This window comes from Mesorhizobium sp. M0239, assembly GCF_040321815.1.
In the GTDB taxonomy this organism is placed as follows: Bacteria; Pseudomonadota; Alphaproteobacteria; order Rhizobiales; family Rhizobiaceae; genus Mesorhizobium.
This window is the reverse complement of record NZ_JAMYSG010000005.1, coordinates 253561-278210: the sequence shown is the minus strand read 5'-3', so window position 1 is coordinate 278210 and position 24650 is coordinate 253561. Positions and strand designations below refer to the sequence as shown.

Annotated in this window: 26 protein-coding genes and 1 pseudogene; 18 read left to right on the top strand and 9 right to left on the bottom strand. The window is 63.1% G+C overall.

Going from position 1 to position 24650, the window contains the following annotated elements; translation table 11 throughout:
• Positions 1–125: 125 nt before the first annotated feature.
• A complete protein-coding gene (locus tag NKI99_RS07210) occupies positions 126–1907 on the bottom strand; it encodes a chloride channel protein (RefSeq protein WP_352610377.1) in 1782 nt (593 codons plus the stop codon).
• Positions 1908–2041: 134 nt separating this feature from the next.
• Positions 2042–2298 (bottom strand): annotated as a pseudogene (locus tag NKI99_RS07205) (putative quinol monooxygenase).
• Here NKI99_RS07205 and NKI99_RS07200 point away from each other — a divergent pair.
• The 12 genes from NKI99_RS07200 to NKI99_RS07145 all read left to right on the top strand — a co-directional run bounded on the left by NKI99_RS07200 (position 2234) and on the right by NKI99_RS07145 (position 12552).
• The gene (locus NKI99_RS07200) at positions 2234–2389 is read left to right on the top strand and encodes a hypothetical protein (RefSeq protein ID WP_352610383.1); all 156 of its coding nucleotides are present in this window, start codon (positions 2234–2236) and stop codon (positions 2387–2389) included. The pseudogene NKI99_RS07205 and the gene NKI99_RS07200 sit on opposite strands and share 65 nt — an antisense overlap.
• 98 nt (positions 2390–2487) lie before the next feature.
• Positions 2488–4575, top strand: coding sequence for a flagellar biosynthesis protein FlhA (flhA, locus tag NKI99_RS07195; RefSeq protein WP_127326668.1), 2088 nt, complete (start codon positions 2488–2490; stop codon positions 4573–4575).
• Positions 4572–5324 (top strand): flagellar biosynthetic protein FliR, encoded by a 753-nt coding sequence (gene fliR, locus NKI99_RS07190; RefSeq protein ID WP_127290444.1) that lies wholly within the window; start codon positions 4572–4574, stop codon positions 5322–5324. Before flhA ends, fliR begins: the two co-directional genes overlap by 4 nt.
• A 2-nt stretch (positions 5325–5326) precedes the next feature.
• Complete coding sequence (locus NKI99_RS07185) at positions 5327–5710, top strand: hypothetical protein (RefSeq protein ID WP_352610374.1); 384 nt, start codon at positions 5327–5329, stop codon at positions 5708–5710.
• A 179-nt stretch (positions 5711–5889) separates the two neighbouring features.
• Positions 5890–6975 (top strand): ABC transporter ATP-binding protein, encoded by a 1086-nt coding sequence (locus NKI99_RS07180; protein WP_127290452.1) that lies wholly within the window; start codon positions 5890–5892, stop codon positions 6973–6975.
• A 38-nt stretch (positions 6976–7013) separates the two neighbouring features.
• Entirely contained in the window at positions 7014–8339 is a 1326-nt protein-coding gene (locus NKI99_RS07175) for an ABC transporter substrate-binding protein (protein WP_352610372.1), read from the top strand.
• Between the two features lie 193 nt (positions 8340–8532).
• The gene (locus NKI99_RS07170) at positions 8533–9384 is read left to right on the top strand and encodes a carbohydrate ABC transporter permease (protein WP_372337954.1); all 852 of its coding nucleotides are present in this window, start codon (positions 8533–8535) and stop codon (positions 9382–9384) included.
• 1 nt (position 9385) lies between these two features.
• Positions 9386–10279, top strand: coding sequence for a carbohydrate ABC transporter permease (locus NKI99_RS07165; protein ID WP_023810030.1), 894 nt, complete (start codon positions 9386–9388; stop codon positions 10277–10279).
• A 128-nt stretch (positions 10280–10407) separates the two neighbouring features.
• Positions 10408–11019, top strand: coding sequence for a rod-binding protein (locus NKI99_RS07160; RefSeq protein WP_352441887.1), 612 nt, complete (start codon positions 10408–10410; stop codon positions 11017–11019).
• Positions 11020–11031: 12 nt separating this feature from the next.
• Positions 11032–11457 (top strand): hypothetical protein, encoded by a 426-nt coding sequence (locus NKI99_RS07155; protein WP_352610369.1) that lies wholly within the window; start codon positions 11032–11034, stop codon positions 11455–11457.
• Positions 11458–11554: 97 nt separating this feature from the next.
• A complete protein-coding gene (locus NKI99_RS07150; protein WP_023810033.1) occupies positions 11555–12070 on the top strand; it encodes a hypothetical protein in 516 nt (171 codons plus the stop codon).
• A 197-nt stretch (positions 12071–12267) separates the two neighbouring features.
• A complete protein-coding gene (locus NKI99_RS07145) occupies positions 12268–12552 on the top strand; it encodes an SCP2 sterol-binding domain-containing protein (protein ID WP_352610366.1) in 285 nt (94 codons plus the stop codon).
• 96 nt (positions 12553–12648) lie between these two features.
• On the opposite strand, the gene NKI99_RS07140 is transcribed toward NKI99_RS07145, so the two are convergent.
• Both NKI99_RS07140 and odc2 read right to left on the bottom strand, forming a co-directional pair.
• A complete protein-coding gene (locus NKI99_RS07140; protein WP_352610363.1) occupies positions 12649–13218 on the bottom strand; it encodes a GNAT family N-acetyltransferase in 570 nt (189 codons plus the stop codon).
• A 171-nt stretch (positions 13219–13389) separates the two neighbouring features.
• Positions 13390–14523 carry an ornithine/lysine decarboxylase gene (gene odc2, locus NKI99_RS07135; protein ID WP_023810036.1) on the bottom strand — a complete coding sequence of 378 codons (1134 nt, stop codon included), beginning with the start codon at positions 14521–14523 and terminating at the stop codon, positions 13390–13392.
• Between the two features lie 531 nt (positions 14524–15054).
• On the opposite strand from odc2, the gene NKI99_RS07130 reads away from it, so the two are divergent.
• The 4 genes from NKI99_RS07130 (at position 15055) to NKI99_RS07115 (ending at position 19079) form a co-directional block, all read left to right on the top strand.
• Positions 15055–16251: an amidase gene (locus NKI99_RS07130; protein WP_023810037.1), complete on the top strand. Its 1197-nt coding sequence runs from the start codon at positions 15055–15057 to the stop codon at positions 16249–16251.
• A gap of 2 nt (positions 16252–16253) precedes the next feature.
• Positions 16254–17153, top strand: a complete 900-nt coding sequence (locus tag NKI99_RS07125) for a LysR family transcriptional regulator (protein WP_023810038.1) — start codon at positions 16254–16256, stop codon at positions 17151–17153.
• An 82-nt stretch (positions 17154–17235) separates the two neighbouring features.
• The gene (locus tag NKI99_RS07120; protein ID WP_023810039.1) at positions 17236–17904 is read left to right on the top strand and encodes a DUF1007 family protein; all 669 of its coding nucleotides are present in this window, start codon (positions 17236–17238) and stop codon (positions 17902–17904) included.
• A complete protein-coding gene (locus NKI99_RS07115) occupies positions 17901–19079 on the top strand; it encodes a nickel/cobalt transporter (protein WP_128303099.1) in 1179 nt (392 codons plus the stop codon). The genes NKI99_RS07120 and NKI99_RS07115 overlap by 4 nt, the downstream gene beginning before the upstream one ends.
• Before the next feature lie 25 nt (positions 19080–19104).
• Here the strand turns inward: NKI99_RS07115 and denD are convergent, their stop codons facing one another.
• The 4 genes from denD to NKI99_RS07095 all read right to left on the bottom strand — a co-directional run bounded on the left by denD (position 19105) and on the right by NKI99_RS07095 (position 22081).
• Positions 19105–20082 carry a D-erythronate dehydrogenase gene (denD, locus tag NKI99_RS07110; protein WP_352610360.1) on the bottom strand — a complete coding sequence of 326 codons (978 nt, stop codon included), beginning with the start codon at positions 20080–20082 and terminating at the stop codon, positions 19105–19107.
• Between the two features lie 16 nt (positions 20083–20098).
• A complete protein-coding gene (locus tag NKI99_RS07105; protein ID WP_126071175.1) occupies positions 20099–20311 on the bottom strand; it encodes a hypothetical protein in 213 nt (70 codons plus the stop codon).
• 89 nt (positions 20312–20400) lie between these two features.
• The gene (locus NKI99_RS07100; protein ID WP_352610358.1) at positions 20401–21384 is read right to left on the bottom strand and encodes a cation diffusion facilitator family transporter; all 984 of its coding nucleotides are present in this window, start codon (positions 21382–21384) and stop codon (positions 20401–20403) included.
• A 10-nt stretch (positions 21385–21394) separates the two neighbouring features.
• Positions 21395–22081 (bottom strand): GNAT family N-acetyltransferase, encoded by a 687-nt coding sequence (locus NKI99_RS07095; protein WP_352610355.1) that lies wholly within the window; start codon positions 22079–22081, stop codon positions 21395–21397.
• A gap of 83 nt (positions 22082–22164) precedes the next feature.
• Between NKI99_RS07095 and NKI99_RS07090 the strand changes: the two genes are divergently transcribed.
• Both NKI99_RS07090 and NKI99_RS07085 read left to right on the top strand, forming a co-directional pair.
• Positions 22165–23349, top strand: a complete 1185-nt coding sequence (locus NKI99_RS07090; protein WP_023810044.1) for a pyridoxal phosphate-dependent aminotransferase — start codon at positions 22165–22167, stop codon at positions 23347–23349.
• 151 nt (positions 23350–23500) lie between these two features.
• Positions 23501–23866 (top strand): YciI family protein, encoded by a 366-nt coding sequence (locus NKI99_RS07085; protein ID WP_128303104.1) that lies wholly within the window; start codon positions 23501–23503, stop codon positions 23864–23866.
• Here NKI99_RS07085 and NKI99_RS07080 read toward each other — a convergent pair whose 3' ends face one another.
• Complete coding sequence (locus NKI99_RS07080; RefSeq protein ID WP_023810046.1) at positions 23867–24622, bottom strand: SDR family oxidoreductase; 756 nt, start codon at positions 24620–24622, stop codon at positions 23867–23869.
• Between the last annotated feature and the right edge of the window lie 28 nt (positions 24623–24650).

Below are 24650 nucleotides of genomic sequence, written 5' to 3'. Positions count from 1 at the left end.
CTCGTCGAAACCATCGAGGCAGCCGAATGCAAGAACTACTTCGAAAACGCAGGCTACGCTTCCGTCAAAATATGAAACGCTCTAGGCTCCGCAACCACTGTGACAGGCATCCGGCTTGGCCTTCGTTACCCCTCGCCCGACAGGTCGCGGCGCGCCTTGTCGAGTTCCTCGGCATAGCGCCGCATCAGATGGCCTTCGGTCAACAGGCCCAGCACGATGTGGTCGGTGAAATCCTCGACGACAGCGAGTTCTTCGGCGCCGGCGCGCTGGAATGTTTCCGCGGCGGCCTGCACGTTCATGCTCGGCACCAGCACCGCGTCCTTGGATTTGGCAAGATCGCGCACCGGGACCTCGCCGCCGGAAGGATCGCTGTGCAGTTCGGCTACGATCAGCACGCCGACATAGTGGTCGCCCGCGTCGACGGCGATGACGCGCTGGGCAGAGCCGAGCGGCACTTGCTTGCGGAAGGCTGCCAGCGTCGTCGAGGCATAGATGGTCTTGATGTCCTTGCGCATCATCGAGCCGACTGTGAGGCTGCGCATCCAGCCAACATCGTGGGCGCTGCGGATGGTCTCGCCGCGCAAATGGAAGCGCCATGTCGAGAACGAGTAGCCGAAGGTCTCGCGCACCAGGATCGCCGACATGATCGAGGCCGCCAGCACAACGCCGGTCAGCGTCAGGTCGCGGGTCGATTCCAGCGCCAGGAAGGTCATCGTCAGCGGACCGCCGACGACACCGACTGCGAGCGACGTCATGCCGACGACGGCGGCAACGGCAGGGTCGATGCCGGTTGCCGGCGAGACGACAATCATCACATCCGCGAATGCCTTGCCGAGCAGCGCGCCGAGGAACAGCGAGGCGAAGAACAATCCGCCGCGAAAACCCGACCCCAGCGACACCGCCGACGCCGTCAGCTTGAGCACGAAGACGCTCGCCACCACGGCCAGCCCGTAATTCATCGAGAATTCGCGATGCAGCGCGCCATGGCCGCTGGACAGCACTTGCGGGGTGATAAGACCCAGCAGCCCGACGATGACGCCACCGATGACGGGGCGCAGCGCCGCATCGATCGACAGTCTGGCAAAACCGCGCTCGATCAGTGTCACCAGATGCATGATGGCGATCGAGGCGGCACCGCCGAGCAGGCCGAGCAGCAGGAACGGCACATACTGGCTGGCGGTGAGCGCCGGCAGGCCCGAAAGCTCGAGCGGAAACGGCACGCCGCCGAACATTTCGGCGGTCAGCGAGGCGCAGATCGCGGCTGTCAAGACCGGCGCGACATTGGCGACAGAGTAGATGCCGATGACCAATTCGAAGCCGTAGAAGGCGCCGGTCAGCGGTGCATCGAAGGCGGCGGCGATGGCGCCGGCCGCACCACAGCCGACCAGGATGCGGACATCGTTGCGGCGCAGCCTGAAGATGCCCGCCAGCCGCGATGCCAGCCCGGAGCCAACCTGCGTATAGCCGGCTTCCAGCCCGACCGAGGCGCCAAAACCGCTGGAGATCATCGTCTGGCCGGCGATGATGAAGGTGTCGGTCAGCGACATGCGCCCGCCATAGAGCGCATTGGCTTCGATCGGGTCGATCGGCGTGCGGAATTTCCGTATCCTGAGCCAGACCACCGTCAGCCCCAGCAGCATGCCGCCGATCGCCGGTATCAGCGCCTGCATCGGATTGGCGAGCGAGAACATGCCGGAAAGCCGGCCGCCTGGCTGAACGCCGAACAGCAGCCCGTGCAGGTCCTGCACGATCTGGCTCATCGCCGTGACCAATATGCCAGCCATCACGCCTACGACACCTGCGAGGATGACCACCACGATGCCGCGTGCCTCGAGCAGAGGCAACGACCTGACCAGCACCGCGCGCAGCCGGCGGGCGTAGACTTCGCTGTGGTTTCTGGAAAGCACCGGGGCGGCTCGCCGATATCGAAAGGCAGTGGAAAGCCAGCCTGATACGCCCGGCGGCACGGCATGGCAACCACAATGCCGACAGACACCACATTGGCGACAGCGGGCGCGATATCGATCGGCCGATGGACCGTTCAGGTCGGCATGGGCTCGCCGGCTTCATAGAGCACGAGGTTGCGCTCGCCTATGCCAAGCGCCGGCCAGCTCGCACGCCAGTCCGCAATGTGCGGCGAGGCGAAATGCGCGTCGAGCGCTGCCCTGTCGCTCCAGACTTCCGTGACCGGATGAGCCCGGCATCGAAAACATCCTGCGCATAGGAATATTGGATGCAGCCGAACTCGGTGCGGCTGCCGGAAACCATGCGCTCCATTGCGGGCTTGGCTTCCTCCAATTTGTTTGGCGGCAAGCGGATGGTGCCGATGATCAGAAGCACGGGTTTTCCCTTCTCTACAAGGCCGACCGACACGGCGACCTGCGCATGATCGTCCGAACTAGCCAGTCTCCCACCCTCGCGCAAGCTTGGCGGGCTACCCTCACAGGGCTGTCGCGCGCTCGGCAGTCTATGGGGTTTGAGGACGATATGGCGATCAGCGAAAGCATTCAGCCCGGCGCGGTGGCCAAGAACGGCCGCGACGTCTTCTTCGCCATCGGCATCGTCATCATCCTGGCCGTGCTGTTCCTGCCGATTCCGGCCTTTCTCATCGACATCGGCCTCGCCTTCTCGATCGCGCTTTCGGTGCTGATCCTGATGGTGGCGCTGTGGATCCAGCGGCCGCTCGATTTCTCGTCGTTCCCGACCGTGCTGCTCATCGCCACCATGCTGCGGCTGTCGCTCAACATCGCCACCACGCGCATGATCCTGTCGCATGGCAATGAGGGCACGCATGCCGCCGGCTATGTCATCGCCGGCTTCTCCAAGCTGGTGATGGCCAGCGACTTCGTCATCGGCCTGATCGTCTTCATGATCCTGATCGTGGTGAACTTCATCGTCATCACCAAGGGCGCCACCCGTATCGCCGAAGTCGGCGCCCGCTTCACCCTCGACGCCATCCCAGGCAAGCAGATGTCGATCGACGCCGACCTGTCGGCCGGCATGATCGACGACAAGACAGCGCAGCTGCGCCGCCGTGAACTGGAAGAAGAATCTTCTTTCTTCGGCTCGATGGACGGCGCCTCGAAGTTCGTGCGCGGCGATGCCATCGCCGGCCTCATCATCACCGCCATCAACATCGTCGGCGGCATCGCCATCGGCTACATCAGGCACGGTATGGGCATGGGCGAAGCCGCCGACGTGTTCATCAAGCTGTCGGTCGGCGACGGCCTCGTCACCCAGATCCCGGCCCTGATCGTGTCGCTCGCCGCCGGCCTGCTCGTCTCCAAGGGCGGCACGCGCGGCTCGACCAACCAGGCGGTGTTCGGCCAGCTCGGCGCCCACCCGCGCGCCCTCTATGTCGCGGCATCGCTGCTGGTGCTGCTCGGCCTGATGCCCGGCCTGCCGCTGTTCCCGTTCTTTGCGCTGGCCGCCGGCATGGCCGGCCTCGGCTACGTCATCCCGATGCGCGCCAACCGCGCCGTCGCCGAAGCCGAGGCGATCAAGGACCAGGAAAAGGCGACTAAGGTCGAGGAGGAGAAGAACTCGGTCAAGGCCTCGCTCGCCACCGCCGAGATCGAGCTTTTGATAGGCAAGCAGCTGTCGACAAGGCTGCTGACGTCGCATCAGGAACTGGTTTTCCGCATGGGCAAGATGCGCAAGAAATTCGCCACCCAATATGGCTTCGTGGTGCCGGAGGTGCGCGTCGCCGACGATTTCGCCATCCCGCCGAAGAGCTACCAGATCAAGGTGCACGGCACCGTGGTGGCCGAGTATCAGATGCGCGTCGGCGAGATCATGGTGCTGCTCGGCAACCGCGACATACCCGAGATACCGGGCGAGGAAATCCGCGAGCCGGCCTTCGGCATGCGCGCCTATTCCGTGGTCGAAGCCTTCGCCGAGGATCTGAAGCGCGAGAACTACACCTTCGCCGACAACATGTCGGTGCTGCTCACCCATCTCTCCGAGGTCATCCGCAACAACCTGCCGCAGCTTCTGTCCTACAAGGACATGAAGGCGCTGCTCGAACGCCAGGACCAGGAGTACCGCAAGCTCGCCGACGAGATCTGCACCACGCACATCTCCTATCCCGGCCTGCAGGCGGTGCTGAAGCTGCTGCTGGCCGAACGCGTCTCGATCCGCAATCTGCACCTGATCATCGAGGCGATCGCCGAGATCGCGCCGCATGTGCGCCGCACCGAGCAGATCGTCGAGCATGTCCGCATCCGCATGGCCCAGCAGATCTGCGGCGACCTGTCCGAGGGCGGCGTGCTGAAGGTGCTGCGCCTCGGCAACCGCTGGGACCTCGCCTTCCACCAGAGCCTCAAGCGCGACGCCAAGGGCGAGGTGCGCGAATTCGACATCGACCCGCGCCAGCTCGAGGAGTTCGGCCAGGACGCGACCAAGGCGATCAAGAAATATCTGGAAGCCGGCGAGCGTTTCGTCCTCGTCACCGCGCCCGACGCCCGCCCCTATGTGCGCATGATCATCGAGCGCCTGTTCACCACGCTGCCGGTGCTCAGCCATGTTGAAATCGCCAAGGGCGTCGAGATCAAGGTGCTCGGAACCATATCGTGAGCGTGCTGTCGCAAGGCGTCGTCATCGCGGCGTTCCTGGCTTTCTGCCGCATCGGCGCCTGTTTCATGCTGATGCCGGGCCTCTCCAGCGCCCGCGTCCCGGTCCAGGTCAGGCTGTTCGTGGCGGTCGCCGCCACCGGCGGCCTGCTCGCCTTCCTGTGGGACAAGATCTTTCCTTTCGTCGACCCGCGCCCCCAGATCCTGGTGCCGATGATCATCTCGGAACTTCTGGTCGGCGGCCTGATCGGCGCCATGACCAGGCTCTACATGGAAGCCCTGCGCTTCATGGGCTCGGCCATCGCCATGCTGGTGGGCTATGGCGGCAGCGGCGGACCGGCGATCGAGGAGCCCGAACCCCAGGCAGCCCTTGCCGCCATCATCTCGTTCTCGGCGCTTTTGATGCTGTTCGTCTTCGATTTCGACCACGAAATAATACGCGCGCTGGTTTCCTCCTACACGGTCGCGCCGGTCAACATCTTCTTCAACCCGCAGGCAGCCCTTGTCGATGTCACCGACACGGTCTCGGACACGTTCTTCCTGGTCATCCGCCTCGGCAGCCCGTTCGTCGCCTATGCCATTCTCGTCAATCTGACGATCGGCTTCGTCAACAAGCTGACCCCGCAGATCCCCATCTATTTCATCTCCCAGCCCTTCATCATCGCCGGCGGCATGATCATCTTCTATTTCGCCGTCGGCACCATGCTGTCGCTGTTCGTCGACGGCTTCGTCGACCTGACATTGGCGAGGTAGAAATGAGCACGCGCAAGGACCGCCTCAAGAAGCTGGTCAAGGTGCAGGAACAGCTGAAGGCGCTGCACGAAACCCGCCACGCCACCTTCCTTGCGGCGGCCAGTGCCGCCGAGGCCGAGGCCAAGGAACTGGTCGGCCATTTCGACCAGGCCGATTCGCTCTCCGCCCTGTTTCCCGATCTCTACCATCGCCGCATTGCCCAGGCGGTGGTGCGCCAGGAGGCGAACCTGGCGAGCGCCAGGCAGGAAGCCAGCCTCATCGCCGCGGCGACCGCCCGCACCAACATGGTCGAGCGCGCCTACAAGGACGTGCGCGACCGCGACGAACGCGAACGCTCCGACCGCGAGCGGCTCGATATCATCGCGCAGAAGCGGACGCAGGAGTAGCTGGGACGATTGTGTGGCGCGAAGCGGCCCCTCCAAGGTTCGGCTTTCCCGTAAACGCTTTACAGCCCGGTTTGGTAGCGCTACCGTTTCGGCCTAGCGTGAGCTTGGGAGGAGCCAGGGCTGTCGCTAGCGGAAGCGTTGTTCCTTCGACGACGTCGCGGGAATTGTTGGGAGGACCGATGGCGTCTGTCGCAATTGGCGAAGTCTATAAATCATTCGGCGCTGTCGAGATCCTGCACGGGGTCAGCGTGAACATCGAGGACGGCGAGTTCGTCACTCTGGTCGGACCCTCGGGCTGCGGAAAATCAACCCTTCTCAGAATGATCGCCGGCCTGGAAAAGATTTCACGCGGCCAGATCGCGATTGGCGAACGTGTCGTCAACAACGTTGCGCCCAAGGAGCGCGACGTCGCCATGGTCTTCCAGAACTATGCGCTCTATCCACACATGACCGTCGCCGAGAACATGGCGTTCTCGCTGATGCTCAAAGGAGTTTCCAAGCCGGAGAGTGATGCCGGCGTGCGCCGCGCAGCCGAAATCCTTGGGCTGGTGCCGTTGCTGGCGCGCTATCCTCGGCAGCTTTCCGGCGGCCAGCGCCAGCGCGTCGCAATGGGCCGCGCGATCGTGCGTGATCCGGCGGTGTTTCTCTTCGACGAACCGCTGTCCAATCTCGACGCCAAACTCAGAGTGCAGATGCGCGCCGAGATCAAGGAACTGCACCAGCGCCTCAAGACCACGACAGTCTACGTCACCCACGATCAGATCGAAGCCATGACCATGGCTGACAAGATCGTGGTCATGCATGACGGCATCGTCGAGCAGATAGGGCCGCCGCTGGAACTTTATGACCGGCCGAACAATCTTTTTGTCGCCAGCTTTATCGGCTCGCCGGCCATGAATTTGCTGAGGGGCGAGATCGCTACCGACGGCTCACCCTCGTTCCGCGGCGCCGGAGGGATTTCAGTCCCGTTGGCCTCGGCACTTTCCATCCGCAATGGCGAGCCTGTGGTGCTGGGAATAAGGCCCGAGCATTTGCGGCTGTCCGACGAGCAGGGCATTCCGGTCACCGTCGCGGTGGTTGAACCAACCGGGTCCGAAGTGCAGCTCATCGGCAGGACAGCCGGCGGCGAAGAGATCGTCGCCAATTTCCGGGAACGACATTCCTTTACGCCGGGCGAAACCATTCGGCTTACGGCCGAGCCCAGCCTTATCCATCTCTTTCACGCAGAAACCGGACAGAGGTTCCAAACACGTACCGATCAGTAGGACCACAAGGCAAGGACAACAAACAGGAGGAAACGAGCATGAAGTTCACCAGACGCGACGTGATCCGCACCACCGCCGGCGCGGCGGCGGGTGCCTTGGGAAGTCGGTTCATCAGCTCTCCGGCCCTTGCCCAGGACGGACCGAAATACAAACCCGAGGATGGCGCCAAGCTTAGACTGCTGCGCTGGTCGCCCTTCGTCCAGGGCGACGAGGACCAATGGCTGGCCAACACCAAGCGCTTCACCGAAGCGACCGGTGTCGCGGTCCGTGTCGACAAGGAAAGTTGGGAGGACATTCGCCCCAAGGCGGCAGTCGCGGCAAATGTCGGATCCGGCCCCGACCTGATGTTCGTCTGGTTCGACGACCCGCACCAATATCCCGACAAGCTGCACGACGTGAGTGAACTGGGCGAGTATCTCGGCTCGAAATATGGCGGCTGGCATGATGGACCAAAGCAATATGCGACCCGGGAAGGCAAATTCATCGGCCTGCCACTGGCCACGATCGGAAATGCCATCGTCTATCGCGAAAGCTGGGTGAAAGAGGCCGGCTTTTCGGAGTTTCCAAAGGACACGAAAGGCTTCCTGGAACTTTGCAAGGCCTTGCAAGCGAAGGGACATCCGGCCGGATTCACGCATGGCCACGGCGTCGGCGACGGCAACAACTATGCTCATTGGCTGCTGTGGAGCCATGGCGGCCAGATGGTCGACGAGGGCGGCAAGGTAACGATCAACAGCCCCGAGACCCTCAAGGCGATCGAATACGCGCAGGAGCTCTACAAGACCTTCATTCCAGGCACCGAAAGCTGGCTCGACGTCAACAACAACCGCGCCTTCCTGGCCGGCGAACTGGGGGTGATCGCCAATGGAATTTCCGCCTACAACACCGCCAAGATCAACAAGGACAAAGATCCAAAGCTGGCTGAAATCGCCAAGGACATACGCACGACCAACCTGCCCATCGGTCCTGTCGGCAAATCCGTCGAATTGTTCCAGGTGACCACGGCTGTCATCTTCAATTACACGCCCTACCCCAACGCGGCCAAGGCGTATTTGCAGTTCATGTTCGAGGAACCGCAAATGAAGGACTGGATCACCTCCTCGGCCGGATATTGCTGCCAGACACTGAAGGCATTCGACAACAACCCAGTGTGGACCGCCGATCCCAACAACGCCGCCTACGCCAAGGCTTCGGCTACTCTGCGGCCCAACGGCTATGCCGGGCCGCTCGGCTATGCTTCGGCGGCAACCATGGCCGACTACGTGCTGGTCGACATGTTCGCCAAAGCGGTGACCGGCCAGGCCACGCCGCAAGAGGCAATGGAAGAGGCCGAGAAGCGGGCAAATCGCTATTATCGCGTTTGAGCCTGCTCAGCCGGGCAGCGCGGCTGCCCGGCTGGCTTCGGATTGCGTCGCGGCCGATCCGGCCTATCAATGAGACCTCAGCAGGAGCCAACCCATGGCCGTGCCGTCAGCTGCCATCCAGCCGCGACCTTCGATCTTCTCACGGATTCTGTCGCGCTGGAGCGAAAGCCGGAACGCACTTGGCTTCGGCTTCATGCTTCCGGCGGCTGCACTGCTGCTTGTCTTCCTGACCTATCCGCTGGGGCTCGGCGTCTGGCTCGGCTTCACCGATGCCCGCATCGGCCGCCCCGGCATCTTCATCGGCATCGAAAACTATGAATATCTGTGGAGCGACGCCGTCTTCTGGCTCTCCGTCTTCAACACCTTGCTCTATACGATCAGCGCTTCGATCCTGAAATTCGCGCTCGGCCTCTGGCTAGCGCTCCTCCTCAACCAGAACCTTCCCTTCAAATCGTTCTTCCGCGCGATTGTCCTGCTGCCGTGGGTGGTGCCGACGGTGCTCTCGGCCATCGCCTTCTGGTGGATCTACGATTCGCAGTTCTCCATCCTGTCGTGGGCGCTTATGGAAATGGGACTGATCGATCACCGCATCAATTTCCTTGGCGATCCGGAGAACGCACGCGCCTCGGTGATCGCTGCCAATGTCTGGCGCGGCATTCCTTTCGTGGCCATCACGCTGCTGGCCGGCCTGCAGACGATTCCCCAATCGCTTTACGAGGCCGCGACGCTCGACGGCGCCAGCCGTTGGCAGTTGTTCCGCTATGTGACGCTGCCGCTGCTGACGCCGATCATCGCCATCACCATGACCTTTTCGGTCCTGTTCACCTTCACCGATTTCCAGCTGATCTATGTGCTGACTCGCGGCGGGCCGGTGAATGCCACCCATCTGATGGCGACGCTCTCGTTCCAGCGCGGCATTTCCGGCGGCCAGCTTGGCGAGGGAGCCGCAATCGCGGTGGCGATGATCCCATTCCTGCTAGCGGCGATCCTTTTCAGCTATTTCGGCTTGCAACGTCGTAAATGGCAGCAGGGCGGTGGAGACTGACATGGCCGCGATCGAAACGAACAATCGTCCGAACACGGATGAAGGCGGCATGGGCTATCTCCAGAGCCTGCCCCGGCGCGTGGTGACCGTTTATCTGCCGCTCCTGATCTTCGTCATCGTGCTGCTGTTCCCGTTCTACTGGATGACGATCACGGCGGTGAAACCCAATCTCGAGATGACGGATTATGCCAATTTCAACCCGTTCTGGGTCGTCCATCCGACGCTCGAGCATATTCGGTATCTGCTCTTCGACACGTCCTATCCGGGTTGGCTTCTCAACACGATCATCATCTCGACCGCCGCAACTTTCCTGTCGCTGCTGGCGGCGGTGTTCGCTGCCTATGCGATCGAGCGCTTGAGGTTTTCCGGGGCGCGGCAGGTCGGCTTGGCGATCTTCCTGGCCTATCTCGTGCCGCCCTCGATTCTGTTCATTCCCCTGTCGGTGATGGTTTTCAACCTCGGCCTTTACGATACGCCGTTCGCGCTGATCCTCACCTATCCGACGTTCCTCATTCCATTCTGCACGTGGCTCTTGATGGGCTACTTCCGCTCGATCCCCTTCGAACTGGAAGAATGCGCGCTGATCGACGGCGCCAGCCGCTGGCAAATCCTGACCAAGATAGTTCTGCCGCTGTCGGTGCCTGGCCTGATTTCCGCCGGCATCTTCGCTTTCACCCTGTCATGGAACGAATTCATCTACGCTTTGACTTTTATCCAGTCGTCCGAAAACAAGACCGTGCCGGTCGGCGTGCTTACCGAGCTCGTACGTTCGGACGTCTATGAATGGGGAGCCCTGATGGCAGGCGCGCTGATCGGCTCCCTGCCGGTGGTGGTGCTCTATTCATTCTTTGTCGAGCACTACGTCTCCTCGATGACGGGCGCGGTCAAGGAGTGAAGCTGAGGCGGAAATCGACGATGGAAAAAACTGCCCGACAACGCATGGCGCGAAGCCGGCAGCTTCGATCGATCCCCGCACTTCCGCTCCCTCTCCTTCCCGCAAGCCTGCCACAAGCTTGTTGAGGCATGGTCTGGCTAAGGAAAACCGGTAAAAGGCGGACTTTCTTGGCGATTTCTCCACCCAGCGACATCGTTATGGATGTGGCCCGAGCCGTCGACCCGGCGGATATCGAGACCGCCCGCGCCGCGCTGGCAAAACGGGCCGGCGGCGCTGCGGGCACGTTTTCACTCGACACCGCCGCTTCGGTCGATGCCGGCTCGATCCTGTCGCGCGCCACCGCCGACAAGGCCGCCGCTGCAACCGACCCGGCCAACAAATTCAAGAAATTCGAGGCGATGGTGCTGCAGACCTTCATCCAGAACATGCTGCCAAAGGATACCGAGGGCGTCTACGGCAAGGGCCTGGCCGGCGACATGTGGAAATCGCAGCTTGCCGAGCGGGTGGCCGACGTGATGGCCGAACGCGGCGGCATCGGCATCGCCAAGTCGATGCTTGCCGACCACTATCTCGAAGGCAAGCGCGTGGTTCCGGTCGGTCCGGTTTCGGGCGGGTTGGAAAAGACCGAGATCGACCAGCAAAACAGCCTGTCGACCTCGCTGGTCCACCAATTGCAGCGCAAGGCTGCGGGGTCGATGACCGGTGACGAGACGACCATAAAAACAAATATCAAGATCTAAACGGGAAACGCCATGGCCGACTTTTCGGAATCCACCTCCAACCTGCCAGCACGCACGACCGCGTCGGAAGCGCCGATCCCGTTCGCGCGGCCCGGCAACCTCGCCGCCATCATCGGTCGCATCGAGGAAGTGGTCGAGGAAGAGACCGCCGGTATCCGCAACGCGACCAACTATGATCTCAAGGCGTCGAACGCCCGCAAGAGCCGCTACCTCTACGAGTTGACCCGCGCCATGAGGGGCGGCAGCGAAGCCGAATTCCTCGAACAGCACCGCGAGGGCCTGACCCGGCTGCGCCAGAAGCTGGCGAAGAATGAAGCGGCGATCCTGGCGCATCTCAGCGCGGTCAACGAAGTCGCCAGCCTGCTGCGGCACGCCATCCAGCGCGCCGAGACCGACGGCACCTACTCCGCCGGCGAGTTCGGCTGGATGAAGGCATGATGCCGAACACGAGCGACACATCGGAGATACTGCCGAAGCAACGGCGCAGTGCCGCGTCGCCTTCGCAAGGGACTGATCAAGGGACTGACAAGAGCCGATGATCAAGGTCATCGCCATCGCCGTCTGGATCTGCGCCGCAACCCTCGGCGCCGTGTTCTATTCGTTTCAGGCGGCCGGCGAGCGCGGTGTCGGCGAAACGCCGAAGCCGATGCTGGGCGGTCTCGACTACGTCAAGACCGACATCATTTCGGTGCCGCTGATCCGCGATTCTGAGATCGGCGGCTATTTCCTGACCAAGCTCGTCTACACCGTCGAACCCGAGCAGATAAAGAAGCTGTCCATTCCGGCCGAAGCGCTGATCACCGACCAGGTCTATTCCTACCTCTATTCCAATCCGCAGATCGACTTCACCAACAAGGCGACCATCGATCTCGATGCCTTCCGCGCCGCAATCCGCGATACCGTCAACGCGCGTGTCGGCGCGCCTTTGGTGCATGAAGTTCTGATCGACCAGGTCAATTTCCTGTCGAAGGACGAAATCCGCGACAACTGGCTGCGCCGCAAGAAAAGCGAAACGGCGACCGAAATGACCAAGGCGTTCAAGGAACACTGAGTTGCCCTGCTCACAGGCCCGGTCACATCGAGCCTCGCCTGCCGTAAGGGCAGGAACCAGCCACCCGAATCCGCGTTGACGTAAACGTCAACCCAAAGCTATATGCGGCAGCGACCGTGATCGCGAAACCGCGGCATGGGCTTCGGCTGGATCGAAGCGCCGTTGCGAGACAGATGCAACCAGACAAGGAGAACAGCGTGAGCGTTCAGGAGATTGCAGAGAAGATCAAGTCGCGGGTGGCCAGCAGCGGGTTCGATCGTTCCGTGAAATTCGACACCGGCAGCGACGGCGTCATCGTCATCGACGGCGCGACCATCTCGAACACCGATGCACCCACCGACTGCACCATCAAGCTCTCGCTCGACGACCTGGATTCGCTGATCGCTGGCGACCTGAACCCGACAATGGCGTTCATGACCGGCAAGATAAAGGTCGAAGGCGACATGACCGTCGCTATGGCGCTCAGCCAGCTGATCGGCTGAAGGCATCCAGCCGCCCAGGCGGCGGCACCCACCAATTGCGAAAAAACGCCGCCTTTTTCGGGCGGCGTTTTTGCATGAAATGCTGGCGGCTTCGTGTCAGGCCGCCGATATCAATTCCTGCGCCTTCAGCTTGCGACCGGCCGCCTTCAGCGTGCCGTGCACGCCGTCAAGCGCGCCTTCCACCAGTTCCAGCGCCAGCAGGCGGTGCCGCTCATAGGGTCCCGGCATGGCAAGTGAACCGGTCTTCTCGGCCGAGAAGCCGAAGCGCGCGTAATAGGGCGCATCGCCGACCAAAAGGATAGCGGCATGGCCGAGACGCGCCGCTTCGGCGATGGCATGGCGCATCAGCGCCGAGCCGATGCCGGCATTCTTGAGCGACGGGTCGACGGCAAGCGGGCCAAGCAGCAGCACGGCCGCACCGCCCTCGCCCAACCTGACATCCCACAGCCGCACGGTGCCGGCCACGCCGCCCGAAGCATCGCGGGCGACGAAGGCCAGCCCTTCCGAGGGCCGCCGGCCACGCCGCAACTTCTCCGACGACTTTTTCCTGCGCTTCGGCCCCATGGCCCGATCGAGCAACGCCTCGCGCGCCGCAACATCGGCGGCGGTTTCGGCGACCATCCCAAAGGCCGGTGCGTGGCCCCCAATTTCAACTGGCATTTCCATTTCAAATGACATTTCCATTTCCGCAATCCCTGGCGAGCGGAGATCTGTTCCACAGGCGAGCCCGGGTGGACGACAGGCGCCCACCTGGGATGATCTGATCGGCTCTCTCAGCGCATTTTCAGGCTAAGTTGTGTCCGGTTCGCCGTCCGAAAATGCGCTGAGGAAGCGCCGTCAGATCACGTAGGATCGGAGAGGCTCGAAGCCGTTGAAGGCGACCGCCGAGTAGGTGGTCGTGTAGGCGCCGGTGCCTTCGATCAGCACCTCGTCGCCGATCGTCAGCGACAAAGGCAGCGGATAGGGCGTCTTCTCGTACATCACGTCGGCCGAATCGCAGGTCGGGCCGGCGAGCACGCAAGGTGCTGTCTCCGTGCCGTCATGCGCGGTGACGATCGGGTAGCGGATCGCCTCGTCCATCGTCTCGGCCAGGCCGCCGAACTTGCCGATGTCGAGGAACACCCAGCGCACATTGTCGTTGGCCGCTTTCTTCGAGATCAGCACGACTTCCGACTTGATGACGCCGGCATTGCCGACCATGCCACGGCCCGGCTCGATGATGGTCTCGGGAAGCGCGTTGCCGAAATGCTTGCGCAGCGCCGAGAAGATCGCCTGGCCATAGGCCTGGGCGGCCGGCACGTCACGCAGATAGCGCGTCGGGAAACCACCACCCATATTGACCATCTTCAAGACGATGCCTTCTTCGGCGAGCGTCGCGAACACCACCTTGGCGTCGGCCAGCGCACGGTCCCAGGCGGTCAGGTCGGTCTGCTGCGAGCCGACATGGAACGATACGCCATAGGCGTCGAGGCCGAGCCCCTTGGCATGGCGCAGCACGTCGACGGCCATCGCCGGCACGCAGCCGAACTTGCGCGACAGCGGCCATTCGGCGCCCTCGCCATCGGTCAGCACGCGGCAGAACACGCGCGCGCCTGGAGCGACGCGGGCGATCTTCTCGACCTCTTCGACGCAGTCGACCGCGAACAGGCGGATGCCGAGCTGGTAGGCGCGTGCGATGTCACGCTCCTTCTTGATGGTGTTGCCGAAGGAGATGCGGTCCGCCGGCGCACCAGCGTCCATCGCCATCTCGACTTCGGCAACGGAAGCGGTGTCGAAGGACGAGCCCATCGCAGCAAGCAGGCGCAGGATTTCCGGCGCCGGGTTTGCTTTCACAGCATAGTAGATCTTGGAATCAGGCAGCGCCTTCTCGAAGGCGCGGAAATTGTCGCGCACGACATCGAGGTCGACGACGAGGCAGGGGCCGGTCGGACGTCGGGTGGCGAGAAAGTCAAGAATGCGCTGGGTGGCCATCGGGGTCTCTCCATCAGCGCCTTTCGGCGCGCAATAAGGCTGCGGGACGCGGCTGTCGGCCTCGCGGTGGACAAAGGCGGGACGGAAATTCATGGAACCAGCCGGTGGAGACCCCGGAACCATGAAGCGCCGTCTCGCGGCGGTGAACCTTGGCCTTGCCCGGCCTCGGTTCGCTTTGTCTGCCTTGGCTTGGATGGGAGACCCGTCCGCACTGCCGGCAATGAAGGTGTGCCTCTTCAGTAACCCCGGTTTTTGGACAACCGGCAGAACACCAGAAAGGCCCGCACCGTCGTTGCTTCAAGGTGTCCTCGGGCTGGCGGTTGGCCGCTAGACCGACTGGAGGGGTTAGCTCCAGTTACCTTACCGATTTCCCTCACCATTCGAGGATCGGCGGACACCCACAGGCACGTGCGACTTTGGGCAAGCGCGATATAAGGGCGAAGACTTTCACAATCAATAAAAATCGTATCGCAGGTTGTAAAATTTCTGGCGTCGAACAATGTTGCGGCAACCGTATCCGGATATCGAACGATGACAGGCACGCACGGCCCTCTCAACGCCTTTCTCGATCTTCGCCAGATGCCAGTGGCACATGCCCAGCTAGGCCCGCTGGCCGGCCTGCGGCTGGCCGTCAAGGACATCTACGACGTCGCCGGCTACCGCACCGGTTGCGGCAATTTGCAAAAATTCGCCGAAAGCCACGCAGCCTCGCGCACCGCACCCGCCGTGCAGATGATCCTCGATGCCGGCGCACGCTTCGTCGGCAAGACGCAGACCGACGAGCTTGCCTTCGCGCTGTTCGGCCAGAATGCGCATTTCTCGTTTCCGGTGAACCCGGCGGCACCCGACCGCGTCACGGGCGGCTCCTCATCGGGATCGGCGGCGGCGGTGGCGGGCAGGCTGGCCGATATCGCCACCGGCTCCGACACCGGCGGCTCGATCCGCGCCCCGGCGAGCTTTTGCGGACTGATCGGGCTGCGCACCACGCATGGCCGCATTCCGCTCGACGGCACGATGAAGCTGGCGCCGAGCCTCGACACGTTCGGCTGGTTCGCCGACGACATCGAGACCTACGAAACCGTCGGCAAGCTGCTGCTCGGCCGCGATCCGCACCAGCATGTGTTGGACCGGCCGCTGGCACTGGATTGGCTGGATGGATTGGTCGCCCGCCCGGCGCTTGCCGAATATGGTGAAATGAAGGGGCTGGCGGGCAAGGTCTTCGGCGCGCCGATGACGCCGGGAGTGCGCTTCTCCTCATCTCCCGATGAACTCTACTGGTGCTTTCGCCGGCTGCAGGCCAGGGAGGCCTGGGCGGTGCATGGCGAATGGATCACCAGCGGCGAGCGCGGCCTTGGCCCCGGCGTCGAGGAGCGTTTCGGCTTTGGCCGCGCCGTCGACGACAAGACAGCCCAGGCCGAGAAGGTGCGACGTCTGACCTTTCGCGGCGAACTGAGCGCCCTGCTCGGCAAGAACGGCTTCCTTGTCCTGCCGACGGTGCCTGGTCCGGCACCTTACGTGGACAGCACGCCGGAGCAGTTCCAGGCCTATCGCGAACGGGCGCTCCAACTTCTGTGCCTGGCCGGCCTGTCCGGTTTTCCACAGATCACACTGCCCGTCGGCTCGGTCGCCGGCGCCCCGTTCGGCCTGTCGCTGCTTGGCCCTTCCGGCAGCGACATTGCCCTGATACGGCTCGGCCGGAAACTTCTCGACGCGGCACGAAAGGCCTGACCATGGACACACTGACGCGCATGCGTGCCTTCATCGACGTGGTCGAGGCCGAGGGCTTTTCGGCGGCGGCGCGCAAGATCGGCCGTTCCAAGGCCTTGCTGTCGAAATATGTGCGCGAGTTGGAGGACGAACTCGGCGCTTTGCTGCTCAACCGCACCACGCGCCAGTTCTCGATGACAGAGGCCGGCCACACCTATTACCGGCGCGCCTCGGAGATCGTGCGCGAGGTCGACAGCCTGGCCGACGCGGTGCGTGAATCCTCCGGTGACGTGCGCGGCCGGATCAAGCTGTCGGCGCCGCGCACCTTCGCCGATGCGCCGATCGGCCAGTCCCTGATCGACTTCGCCAAGCAGCATCCCGACATCGTCCTCGACATCCAGCTCGACGACCGCTTCGTCGATCTGGTCGAGGAGGGCTTCGATCTTGCGGTGCGCATCTCGCGGCTGGAGAACTCGTCGCTGATCGCCAGGCGGCTGGCGCCGTTTTCGATAAAGCTCTGCGCCTCCCCCGAACTGATCGCCAAGCATGGCATGCCGACAAGGCCGCAGGATCTCAGCCGCATGCCTTGCATCGTCGACACCAATGGCCGCGGACTGAACAACTGGCCGTTCAAGGGCGACAATGGCGATCCGGTGAGCGTTTCGGTGTCCGGTCCGGTCGAGGTCAACAGCCCGATGACGGCGAGAGCCGCGGCCGTGGCGGGTCTCGGATTTACCGTCCTGCCGGATTTCATCGCCGCGCCCGACCTCGCGAGCGGCCGGCTGGTGGCGGTGATGGATGACCGTATCCTGTCGGGCGGCGGCATCTTCGCCGTCTACCCGCACCGTCGCTATCTGCCGGCGAAAGTCCGCGTCTTCGTCGACTTTTTGGTGCAGTGGTTCAGGACGCGCGAGGCTGGCTGACCGGCGTCGATAGTCTCGTGGTCCCAATTTCGCCCCCTTTCTGGTAACTCTCGGCAACTCTTCCGAGGCCTATGGACCGAGAATGAATCTGAAACGGCACGCAATCATGCTGGCTTCGGCCTTGGCGGCTACTTTTGCCGCCACTGGACCCGCTTACGTGCATCCGCATGTCTTCGCCGAGGCCCGCCTCGATGTGATTCTCTCCCCGGATCACCAAAGCGTGAAGGCTCTGCGTCATCTCTGGCGCTTCGACGATCTGTTTTCCTCGACCGTGATGATGGAGTTCGACAAGAACTCCGACCTGAAGCTCGACGACAAGGAGCTGAAGGAAGTCGCCGACACCGTTCATGCCTCGCTGGCCGAGTTCAATTACTTCCAGCTCGTCACCGTCGACGGCAAGGATGTGGCGATGACGCCGCCGCCGCATCTGATGGCCAATTTCGACAACGATCAGCTGATCATCCTTTTCGAGTCCGAACCTAAGGTGCCGATCAAGCTCCACGGCAAGATCGATATCGGCGTCTACGATCCGACATTCTACACGGCGATCGACTTCACCGAGGACTCCAACATCACGGTTGAAGGCCTGCCCTCGAACTGCACCAGCAAGGTGGTCCGTCCGGACCCGGACGAGGCCATCAAGGAAAACCAGAAGACCCTCACCGATGCCTTTTTCAATGACCCGACCGGCACCGATATGAGCAAGATCTTCGCCACCAAGCTCGAACTGACCTGTCAGCCAGAAGGATGAAGCCGGTGACGAAACCGTCCCTGCGTTTGGCATTCGGCCTGTTGGCCCTCACTGTCGCCATGATGCATTTCGCCGACGCCGCTCATGCCCAGAGTTCGCTCGGCATCGGCGTCAATGACGGCATGGCGCCCACCACCGGCCCGTTCGCCCACATCCTGATGTGGATCAATCTCAGGCAGCAGGAATTCTACCGCGCGCTGGCGACGGCGATGAAGGCGATGCGCCAGGACGGCAGCAAGATCTGGGTACTCGTCGGCCTGTCCTTCGCCTACGGTATTTTCCATGCCGCCGGCCCCGGCCACGGCAAGGCGGTGATCTCGTCCTACATGGTGGCCAATGAGGTGGCGTTGCGGCGCGGCATCCTCTTGTCCTTCGTCTCGGCGCTGCTGCAGGGCCTGACCGCGGTCGCGGTGATGGGAGTCGCCTACTTCGTCCTGCGCGGCACCTCCGTCTCGATGACGGACGCAGCCTGGTTCATGGAGATCATGAGCTTTGTCTTCGTCACCCTGTTCGGCGCCTGGCTCCTGTGGCGCAAGCTCGGCCCTTCCATCCTGCGCCTGTTTGGCAGAGGACCGGCCTACAGCCTGTCGGCGGCTCACGCCGGCCATTCTCACGCCGGTCATTCTCATGGGGGTCATTCGCATGCCGGTCACTCCCATGCAGCTCACAGCCATTCGGCGCATGCTCATGCGCACGCGCTACACGCGCATGACCATGTGCACGGCCCTTCGCACGATCATCACGATCATGCCGAACACGATCATGAACACCACGATCACGCGGCGGGCGAAGTCTGCGACACCTGCGGCCATTCGCACGCACCCGATCCGGCGCTGCTGTCGGGCGATCGCTTCGACTGGCGCACGGCGTGGACGGCGGTGGCGGCGGTCGGCATCCGCCCCTGCTCCGGCGCGCTGATCGTGCTCAGCTTCGCCCTGCTCAACGGGCTCTGGCTCGGCGGTTTGCTGTCGGTGCTGGCGATGTCGCTGGGAACGGCGATCACCGTATCGGCACTGGCGACACTGGCGGTGACCGCCAAGAACTGGGCGGTCTATTTCGCCGGCGACGGCCGCATGGGCAACCGCATCCACTCGATCGTCGAGATCGGCGGCGCAGCCTTCGTGTTCCTGTTCGGACTGCTGCTGCTGTCGGCGAGCCTGGCGGCAGGCGGATGATGCCCGACGCAGCGAGGCTCGGAGTTTAACCCGCGATCTTGCCGCCGAGCTCATCTTCGATATGAGCGCGGATGATCTCGTCAAAGCTCCTTTCGGCGCTGAAGCCCAGTTCCCTTGACCGCCGCGCCTCGAACCGTGTTGGCCAGCCCTTGACGATCGCCCAGATCGTGTCATCCGGCTCCTCGCGGATCAGGCTTACCGCCTTCGGCCCGGCGATGCGTTCCAGCGCCTCGATCTGCTCGCCGACGGTGACGGCGACGCCAGGCATCGTCAGGTTGCGGCGTGGCCCGACGGCGCTGCTGTCGATCCCTGCCGCATGGATCAGGAAGTTGACCGCCGAGCGCGGGCTGGCATGCGTGTGCACGACCGAGCGCGGCACCGGCAGGATCGCCTCCTGGCCGCTCAACGGCTCGCGGATGATGCCTGAGAAGAAGCCGGACGCCGCCTTGTTCGGCTTGCCCGGCCGCACGCAGATGGTCGGCAGCCTGATGCCGATGCCGTCGAAGAAACCGCGCCTGGAATAGTCGGCCAGCAGCGCTTCGCTCATCTGCTTCTGGGTGCCGTAGGAGGTCAGCGGCGTCGGATGGAAGTCATCGGGAATGACATCCGGGAACGGCGCGCCGAACACCGCGATCGACGAGGTGAAGACGACGCGCGGCGCAAAGCCCGCCAGCCGGATGGCATCGAACAGGGCCCGCGTGCCATCGAGATTGACGCGGTAGCCGAGATCGAAATTCGCTTCCGCCTCGCCCGACACGATGCCGGCAAGATGGAACACGACGTCGGGGCGCGATGCGACCAGGCGCTCAGTGGCCCCCGCTTCGGCGAGATCGCCGGTGTGCAGCGTGACGCTGACGCCATCCAGGCTCGGTGCCTGCGGCGGCACGATATCGTGTAAATCGAGCGCGGTGATCTTGCCGCCGCGCAGCGTGCCGTCCTTGGCCAGCCGGGCGATGAGCTTGCGGCCGACCATACCCGCGGCGCCAGTGATCAGAATGCGCATATCGAAAATCCCTTGCCTATTTACCCTGGTTTTTGCGCTGGTTGCGGGCCCGCAGCCAGAACACCGAGAAGAACGCCAGCACGAAGACGATGCCAAAGGCGCCGGCCAGCACGGTCGAAAGGCTGCCGAGTGCCAGCATCACGGTCGGCAGATAGTAGGCGCCGATACCGAACAGAAGCATGATCCACACTGCAGCGATAAGAGCATTCCTGGTGTCACGATCCATCACGCCGCACCAGGGCAGCGGGTGTTCATCAAGCTGGTTTTCAAGGTTTCGCAACTCCTGAGGCAGGACAATCGACATCGATCGATCCGGTCCTAGTGATGGTGGTCGTGATAGGCTGCCGCTTCATGCTCGTGCCCATGCTCGTGCTCGTCGCCGTCGTCGGCGCACTGGCCGAATTCCGGTTCCACGGTGGCATGGCTGATGCCGTGCTCGCTGGCAAGCCGCTTCTTGACGGCACTCACTGCCTGATGCGCATCGACGCCCTCGTCGAGACAGGCATGCAGTGTCGCCATGTTGCTGGTCCCGTCGAGCGACCAGACATGCATGTGGTGCACTTCGCGCACGCCCTGGATCGTCGCCTCGATATCCCTGGCGATCAGATCGCGGTCGAGGCTTGGCGGCACGCCCTCGAGCAGCACATGGGCGGCTTCACGCATCAGCGACCACGCCGTGTAGAGGATCAGCAGCGAGACCAGGACCGACAGGATCGGGTCGACCGGCGTCCAACCGGTCGCCAGGATGACCAGCGCCGCCGCTATGGCCGCCGCCGAGCCGAGCAGGTCGCCAAGCACATGCAGGATGGCGCCGCGCATGTTCAGGCTCTCGCGGTCGCCGCCATGCAGCACGACGAACGAGCCGATGTTCACCAGCAGGCCAAGGATCGCCACCACCAGCATTGGCCCGCCAAGCACCGGTGCCGGCGCCTGCAGGCGCTCCCAGGCTTCGTAGACGATCCACAGGGCGATGACGAAGATGGCGATGCCGTTGGTATAGGCCACCAGCGTTTTGACCCGCCCGAAGCCATAGGTGAGACGAACGGTCGCCGGGCGGCTAGCCAGATGGAAGGCATACCAGGCAAGGCCGAGCGCGATCGAGTCGGCGAGCATGTGGCCGGCATCGGCCAGCAGCGCCAGCGATCCGGTGAGGATGCCGCCAAGCGCTTCGGCGACCATGAAGCCGCCGGTCAGGCAGGCTGCGATCAGAACGCGTTTCTTGTCGGTCGAGCCATGCACATGACCGGGGCTGTGATCATGCCCAGTGTGATCATGCCGGCTGTGATCGTTTGTATGTGCCAATGGCGAACTCCTAAGCGCCGAATTCCGCGCGACAATCCTCGAGCCGTCGCTTCTGCTGGCCGTCGCCATCGAAATTGGCCGGATCGAGCCACGCCTCATAGGCACTGCGCAGAGCCGGCCACTCCTTGTCGATGATCGAATACCACGCGGTGTCGCGGTTTTCACCCTTGACGATCAGATGCTGGCGGAAAATGCCTTCGAACTTGAAGCCGAACCGTTCGGCCGCCCGCTTCGATGGCTCGTTGCGGTTGTTGCACTTCCATTCGTAGCGGCGGTAGCCGAGTTCGTCGAAGATGTATTTCATGAACAGGAACTGCGCTTCGGTTGCTCCCGGCTTGCGCGAGATGAGCGGTCCCCAATAGATGTTGCCGATCTCGATGACGCCGTACGCCGGATCGATGCGCATCAGTGTCTGGCGTCCGGCGACCTTGCCGCTGGCCTTGTCGATGATGGTGAAGAACAGCGGATCCTCGCTGGCCTCGACCTTGTCCAGCCATGGCTGGAAGGCGGCGCGGGTCTCCGGCGGATAGTCCGGCAGCCAGGCGAAGCGGCCGCCGATGTCGGACACGGAGGACGCTTCATAGAGGCCATCGCCGTGTTTTGCAGCACTCAGCGGCTCAAGCCGGACAGTGCTTCCGTCGATGGTCTTGCGTTCAGGCCGCGGGCGCGGTTGCCAATCCCTGAGATTTTCCGACACCGAAAGCTCCAATCCGTTTGACTTTTGCCAGCCGAAGCTCACAAAAACGCGACCCAACAGCAAGAACCACACGGACGGGAAAAATGCTCCACACGATTTCGGCCTTCGACCGTCTCGGCGAGGAAAATGCATTCGCGGTGCTGGCGCGGGCGACAGCCCTTGCAAGCCAAGGTCGGGACATCGTCAATCTCGGCATCGGCCAGCCGGACTTCAAGACGCCGCAGCACATCGTCGAGGCGGCGATCAAGGCGTTGCGCGACGGTCACCACGGCTACACGCCGGCCAACGGCTTGCTGGCGACGCGCGAGGCAGTGGTGCGGCGCACGCTGACCACCACCGGTGTCGAAGTATCGCCCGAAACGGTGATGATCCTGCCCGGCGGCAAGCCGACCATGTTCGCGGCGATCCTGATGTTCGGCGAACCTGGCGCCGAAATCCTCTATCCCGATCCGGGCTTCCCCATCTATCGCTCGATGATCGAGTTCACCGGTGCGGCGCCTATTCCGGTGCCGATGCGCGAGGAGAACGGCTTTGCCTTCTCCGCCGAGGAGACGCTGGCCTTGATCACCTCGAAGACCAGGCTGCTGATCCTCAACTCACCCGCAAATCCGACCGGCGGCGTCACGCCGCGTGCCGAGATCGAGAAACTGGTCAAGGGGCTGGAGGCGCATCCGCACGTCGCCATCCTCTCCGACGAGATCTACGACGTCATGACCTATGATGGCGAGACGCATTGCTCGCTGCTCGGCTTTCCCGAGATCCGCGACCGGCTGATCGTGCTCAATGGCTGGTCGAAAACCTGGGCGATGACCGGCTGGCGCATGGGCTGGTCGATCTGGCCGAATGGCGACAAGGGCGCCCATCTCTACGACAAGGTGCGCAAGCTGGCTGTCAACTGCTGGTCCTGCGTCAACGCGCCGAGCCAATTCGCCGGCATCGCGGCAATCGACGGCCCGCAGGACGATGTCGCCAATATGATGCGCGCCTTCGACCGCCGCCGGAAGATCGTCGTCGAGGGACTGAACGCCCTGCCTGACATTTCCTGCATCACGCCCAAGGGCGCGTTCTACGCTTTCCCCAACGTCTCGAAGACCGGCTGGAAGGCCAAGAAGCTGGCCTCGGCGCTGCTCGACGATGCCGGCGTGGCGCTGATCGGCGGTCCCGATTTCGGCATTCTCGGCGAAGGCTATATCAGGCTCTCCTACGCCAATTCCGAGGAGAACATCTTGCGGGCGCTGGAACGGATCGGGGCCTTCCTGGCGAAGTAAGCTTGAAAGCGGCCCGCTGTCCTCTTCCGGACAATTTGCGGCTGTGGCATGACGGTGTCATGAGCCGTCCGGAGGCGCGCGGCCAAGACTGGGCGTGCATGTCGAGAACGGCTACGGTCCTCGGATCAGGATCGAAGTGGGGTGACATCGGATGTTCTATGCAATCCTTGCCTATCATGTGGAAGACGCAATCAAAGCGCTGACGCCGCAGGAAGATACGGCGCTGATGGCTGACTTGCTCAAGATCCATGAAGGGCTCTATGCCGACGGCAGCCTTGGCCCGTCGGCGCGGCTTGACGCGACACAATCGGCCTGCACCTTGCGCGACGGCATGATCGTCGACGGCCCCTTCGCCGAAACCAAGGAACAGCTTCTCGGCCTCTATGTCGTCGACTGCCCGACGCGGGACGATGCCATCGCTATCGCGCGCGAGTTTCGTCGCGTCAATCCGACCGCCGTCTACGAGATCCGTCCTATCGCGCTCTATCTACCCGGCGCAGAGCTACCGGGAGAATAACTACCCACGCCCGACAAACGGCATCTTGGTCGCCATGACGGTCATGAACAGCACGTTGGCCTCGAGCGGCAGGCTGGCCATATGGACGACGGCGTCGGCGACGCGCTGAACATCCATCACCGCTTCGGCTGATATCGAGCCGTTGGCCTGCGGCACGCCGACCGTCATCGGCTGCGCCATATCGGTCAGCGCATTGCCGATGTCGATCTGGCCGCAGGCGATGTCATAAGGCCGGCCGTCGAGCGCCAGCGTCTTGGTCAGCCCGGTGATGGCATGCTTGGTCGCCGTGTAGGGCACCGAGCCCGGGCGCGGCGCATAGGCCGACACCGAACCGTTGTTGATGATGCGGCCACCCATCGGCTTCTGCTTGCGCATGGCGCCAAAGGCGGCACGGGCACACAGGAACGAACCGGTGAGATTGACGCCGACGATATCGTTCCACACTTCGACCGGTATCTCGTCGATCGGCGCCGATTTGTAGCCCATGCCGGCATTGTTGAAGAGCAGGTCGACACGGCCGAAGGCCGCCGCCACGGTCTCGAACAGATCGTCGACCTCGCCTGCCTTGCTGATATCGCAGGCTACCGCCAAGGCCTTGGCGTCGGTGCGGCCGGCCTCGGCGACCGCAGCGTCCAGCACCGACTTGCGGCGCCCGCAAAATACCGTGTTCCAGCCGTTCTTGAGCAGCGCCGTGGCGACGCTCTTGCCGATGCCCGTGCCGGCCCCGGTGACGATGGCGGTTCTTTGCTCGGTCATGGCTGTTGTCCTCCGGCAGAGCTGCGCT

Bases quoted from the DNA above. Each gene is read 5' to 3' on its own strand.
- NKI99_RS07200 (WP_352610383.1), top strand. From the start codon at position 2,234: ATGCAGCCGAACTCGGTGCGGCTGCCGGAAACCATGCGCTCCATTGCG.
- flhA (WP_127326668.1), top strand. From the start codon at position 2,488: ATGGCGATCAGCGAAAGCATTCAGCCCGGCGCGGTGGCCAAGAACGGC.
- NKI99_RS07185 (WP_352610374.1), top strand. From the start codon at position 5,327: ATGAGCACGCGCAAGGACCGCCTCAAGAAGCTGGTCAAGGTGCAGGAA.
- NKI99_RS07180 (WP_127290452.1), top strand. From the start codon at position 5,890: ATGGCGTCTGTCGCAATTGGCGAAGTCTATAAATCATTCGGCGCTGTC.
- NKI99_RS07175 (WP_352610372.1), top strand. From the start codon at position 7,014: ATGAAGTTCACCAGACGCGACGTGATCCGCACCACCGCCGGCGCGGCG.
- NKI99_RS07170 (WP_372337954.1), top strand. From the start codon at position 8,533: ATGCTTCCGGCGGCTGCACTGCTGCTTGTCTTCCTGACCTATCCGCTG.
- NKI99_RS07165 (WP_023810030.1), top strand. From the start codon at position 9,386: ATGGCCGCGATCGAAACGAACAATCGTCCGAACACGGATGAAGGCGGC.
- NKI99_RS07160 (WP_352441887.1), top strand. From the start codon at position 10,408: ATGGTCTGGCTAAGGAAAACCGGTAAAAGGCGGACTTTCTTGGCGATT.
- NKI99_RS07155 (WP_352610369.1), top strand. From the start codon at position 11,032: ATGGCCGACTTTTCGGAATCCACCTCCAACCTGCCAGCACGCACGACC.
- NKI99_RS07150 (WP_023810033.1), top strand. From the start codon at position 11,555: ATGATCAAGGTCATCGCCATCGCCGTCTGGATCTGCGCCGCAACCCTC.
- NKI99_RS07140 (WP_352610363.1), bottom strand. From the start codon at position 13,218: ATGGAAATGCCAGTTGAAATTGGGGGCCACGCACCGGCCTTTGGGATG.
- odc2 (WP_023810036.1), bottom strand. From the start codon at position 14,523: ATGGCCACCCAGCGCATTCTTGACTTTCTCGCCACCCGACGTCCGACC.
- NKI99_RS07130 (WP_023810037.1), top strand. From the start codon at position 15,055: ATGACAGGCACGCACGGCCCTCTCAACGCCTTTCTCGATCTTCGCCAG.
- NKI99_RS07125 (WP_023810038.1), top strand. From the start codon at position 16,254: ATGGACACACTGACGCGCATGCGTGCCTTCATCGACGTGGTCGAGGCC.
- NKI99_RS07120 (WP_023810039.1), top strand. From the start codon at position 17,236: ATGAATCTGAAACGGCACGCAATCATGCTGGCTTCGGCCTTGGCGGCT.
- NKI99_RS07115 (WP_128303099.1), top strand. From the start codon at position 17,901: ATGAAGCCGGTGACGAAACCGTCCCTGCGTTTGGCATTCGGCCTGTTG.
- denD (WP_352610360.1), bottom strand. From the start codon at position 20,082: ATGCGCATTCTGATCACTGGCGCCGCGGGTATGGTCGGCCGCAAGCTC.
- NKI99_RS07090 (WP_023810044.1), top strand. From the start codon at position 22,165: ATGCTCCACACGATTTCGGCCTTCGACCGTCTCGGCGAGGAAAATGCA.
- NKI99_RS07085 (WP_128303104.1), top strand. From the start codon at position 23,501: ATGTTCTATGCAATCCTTGCCTATCATGTGGAAGACGCAATCAAAGCG.
- NKI99_RS07080 (WP_023810046.1), bottom strand. From the start codon at position 24,622: ATGACCGAGCAAAGAACCGCCATCGTCACCGGGGCCGGCACGGGCATC.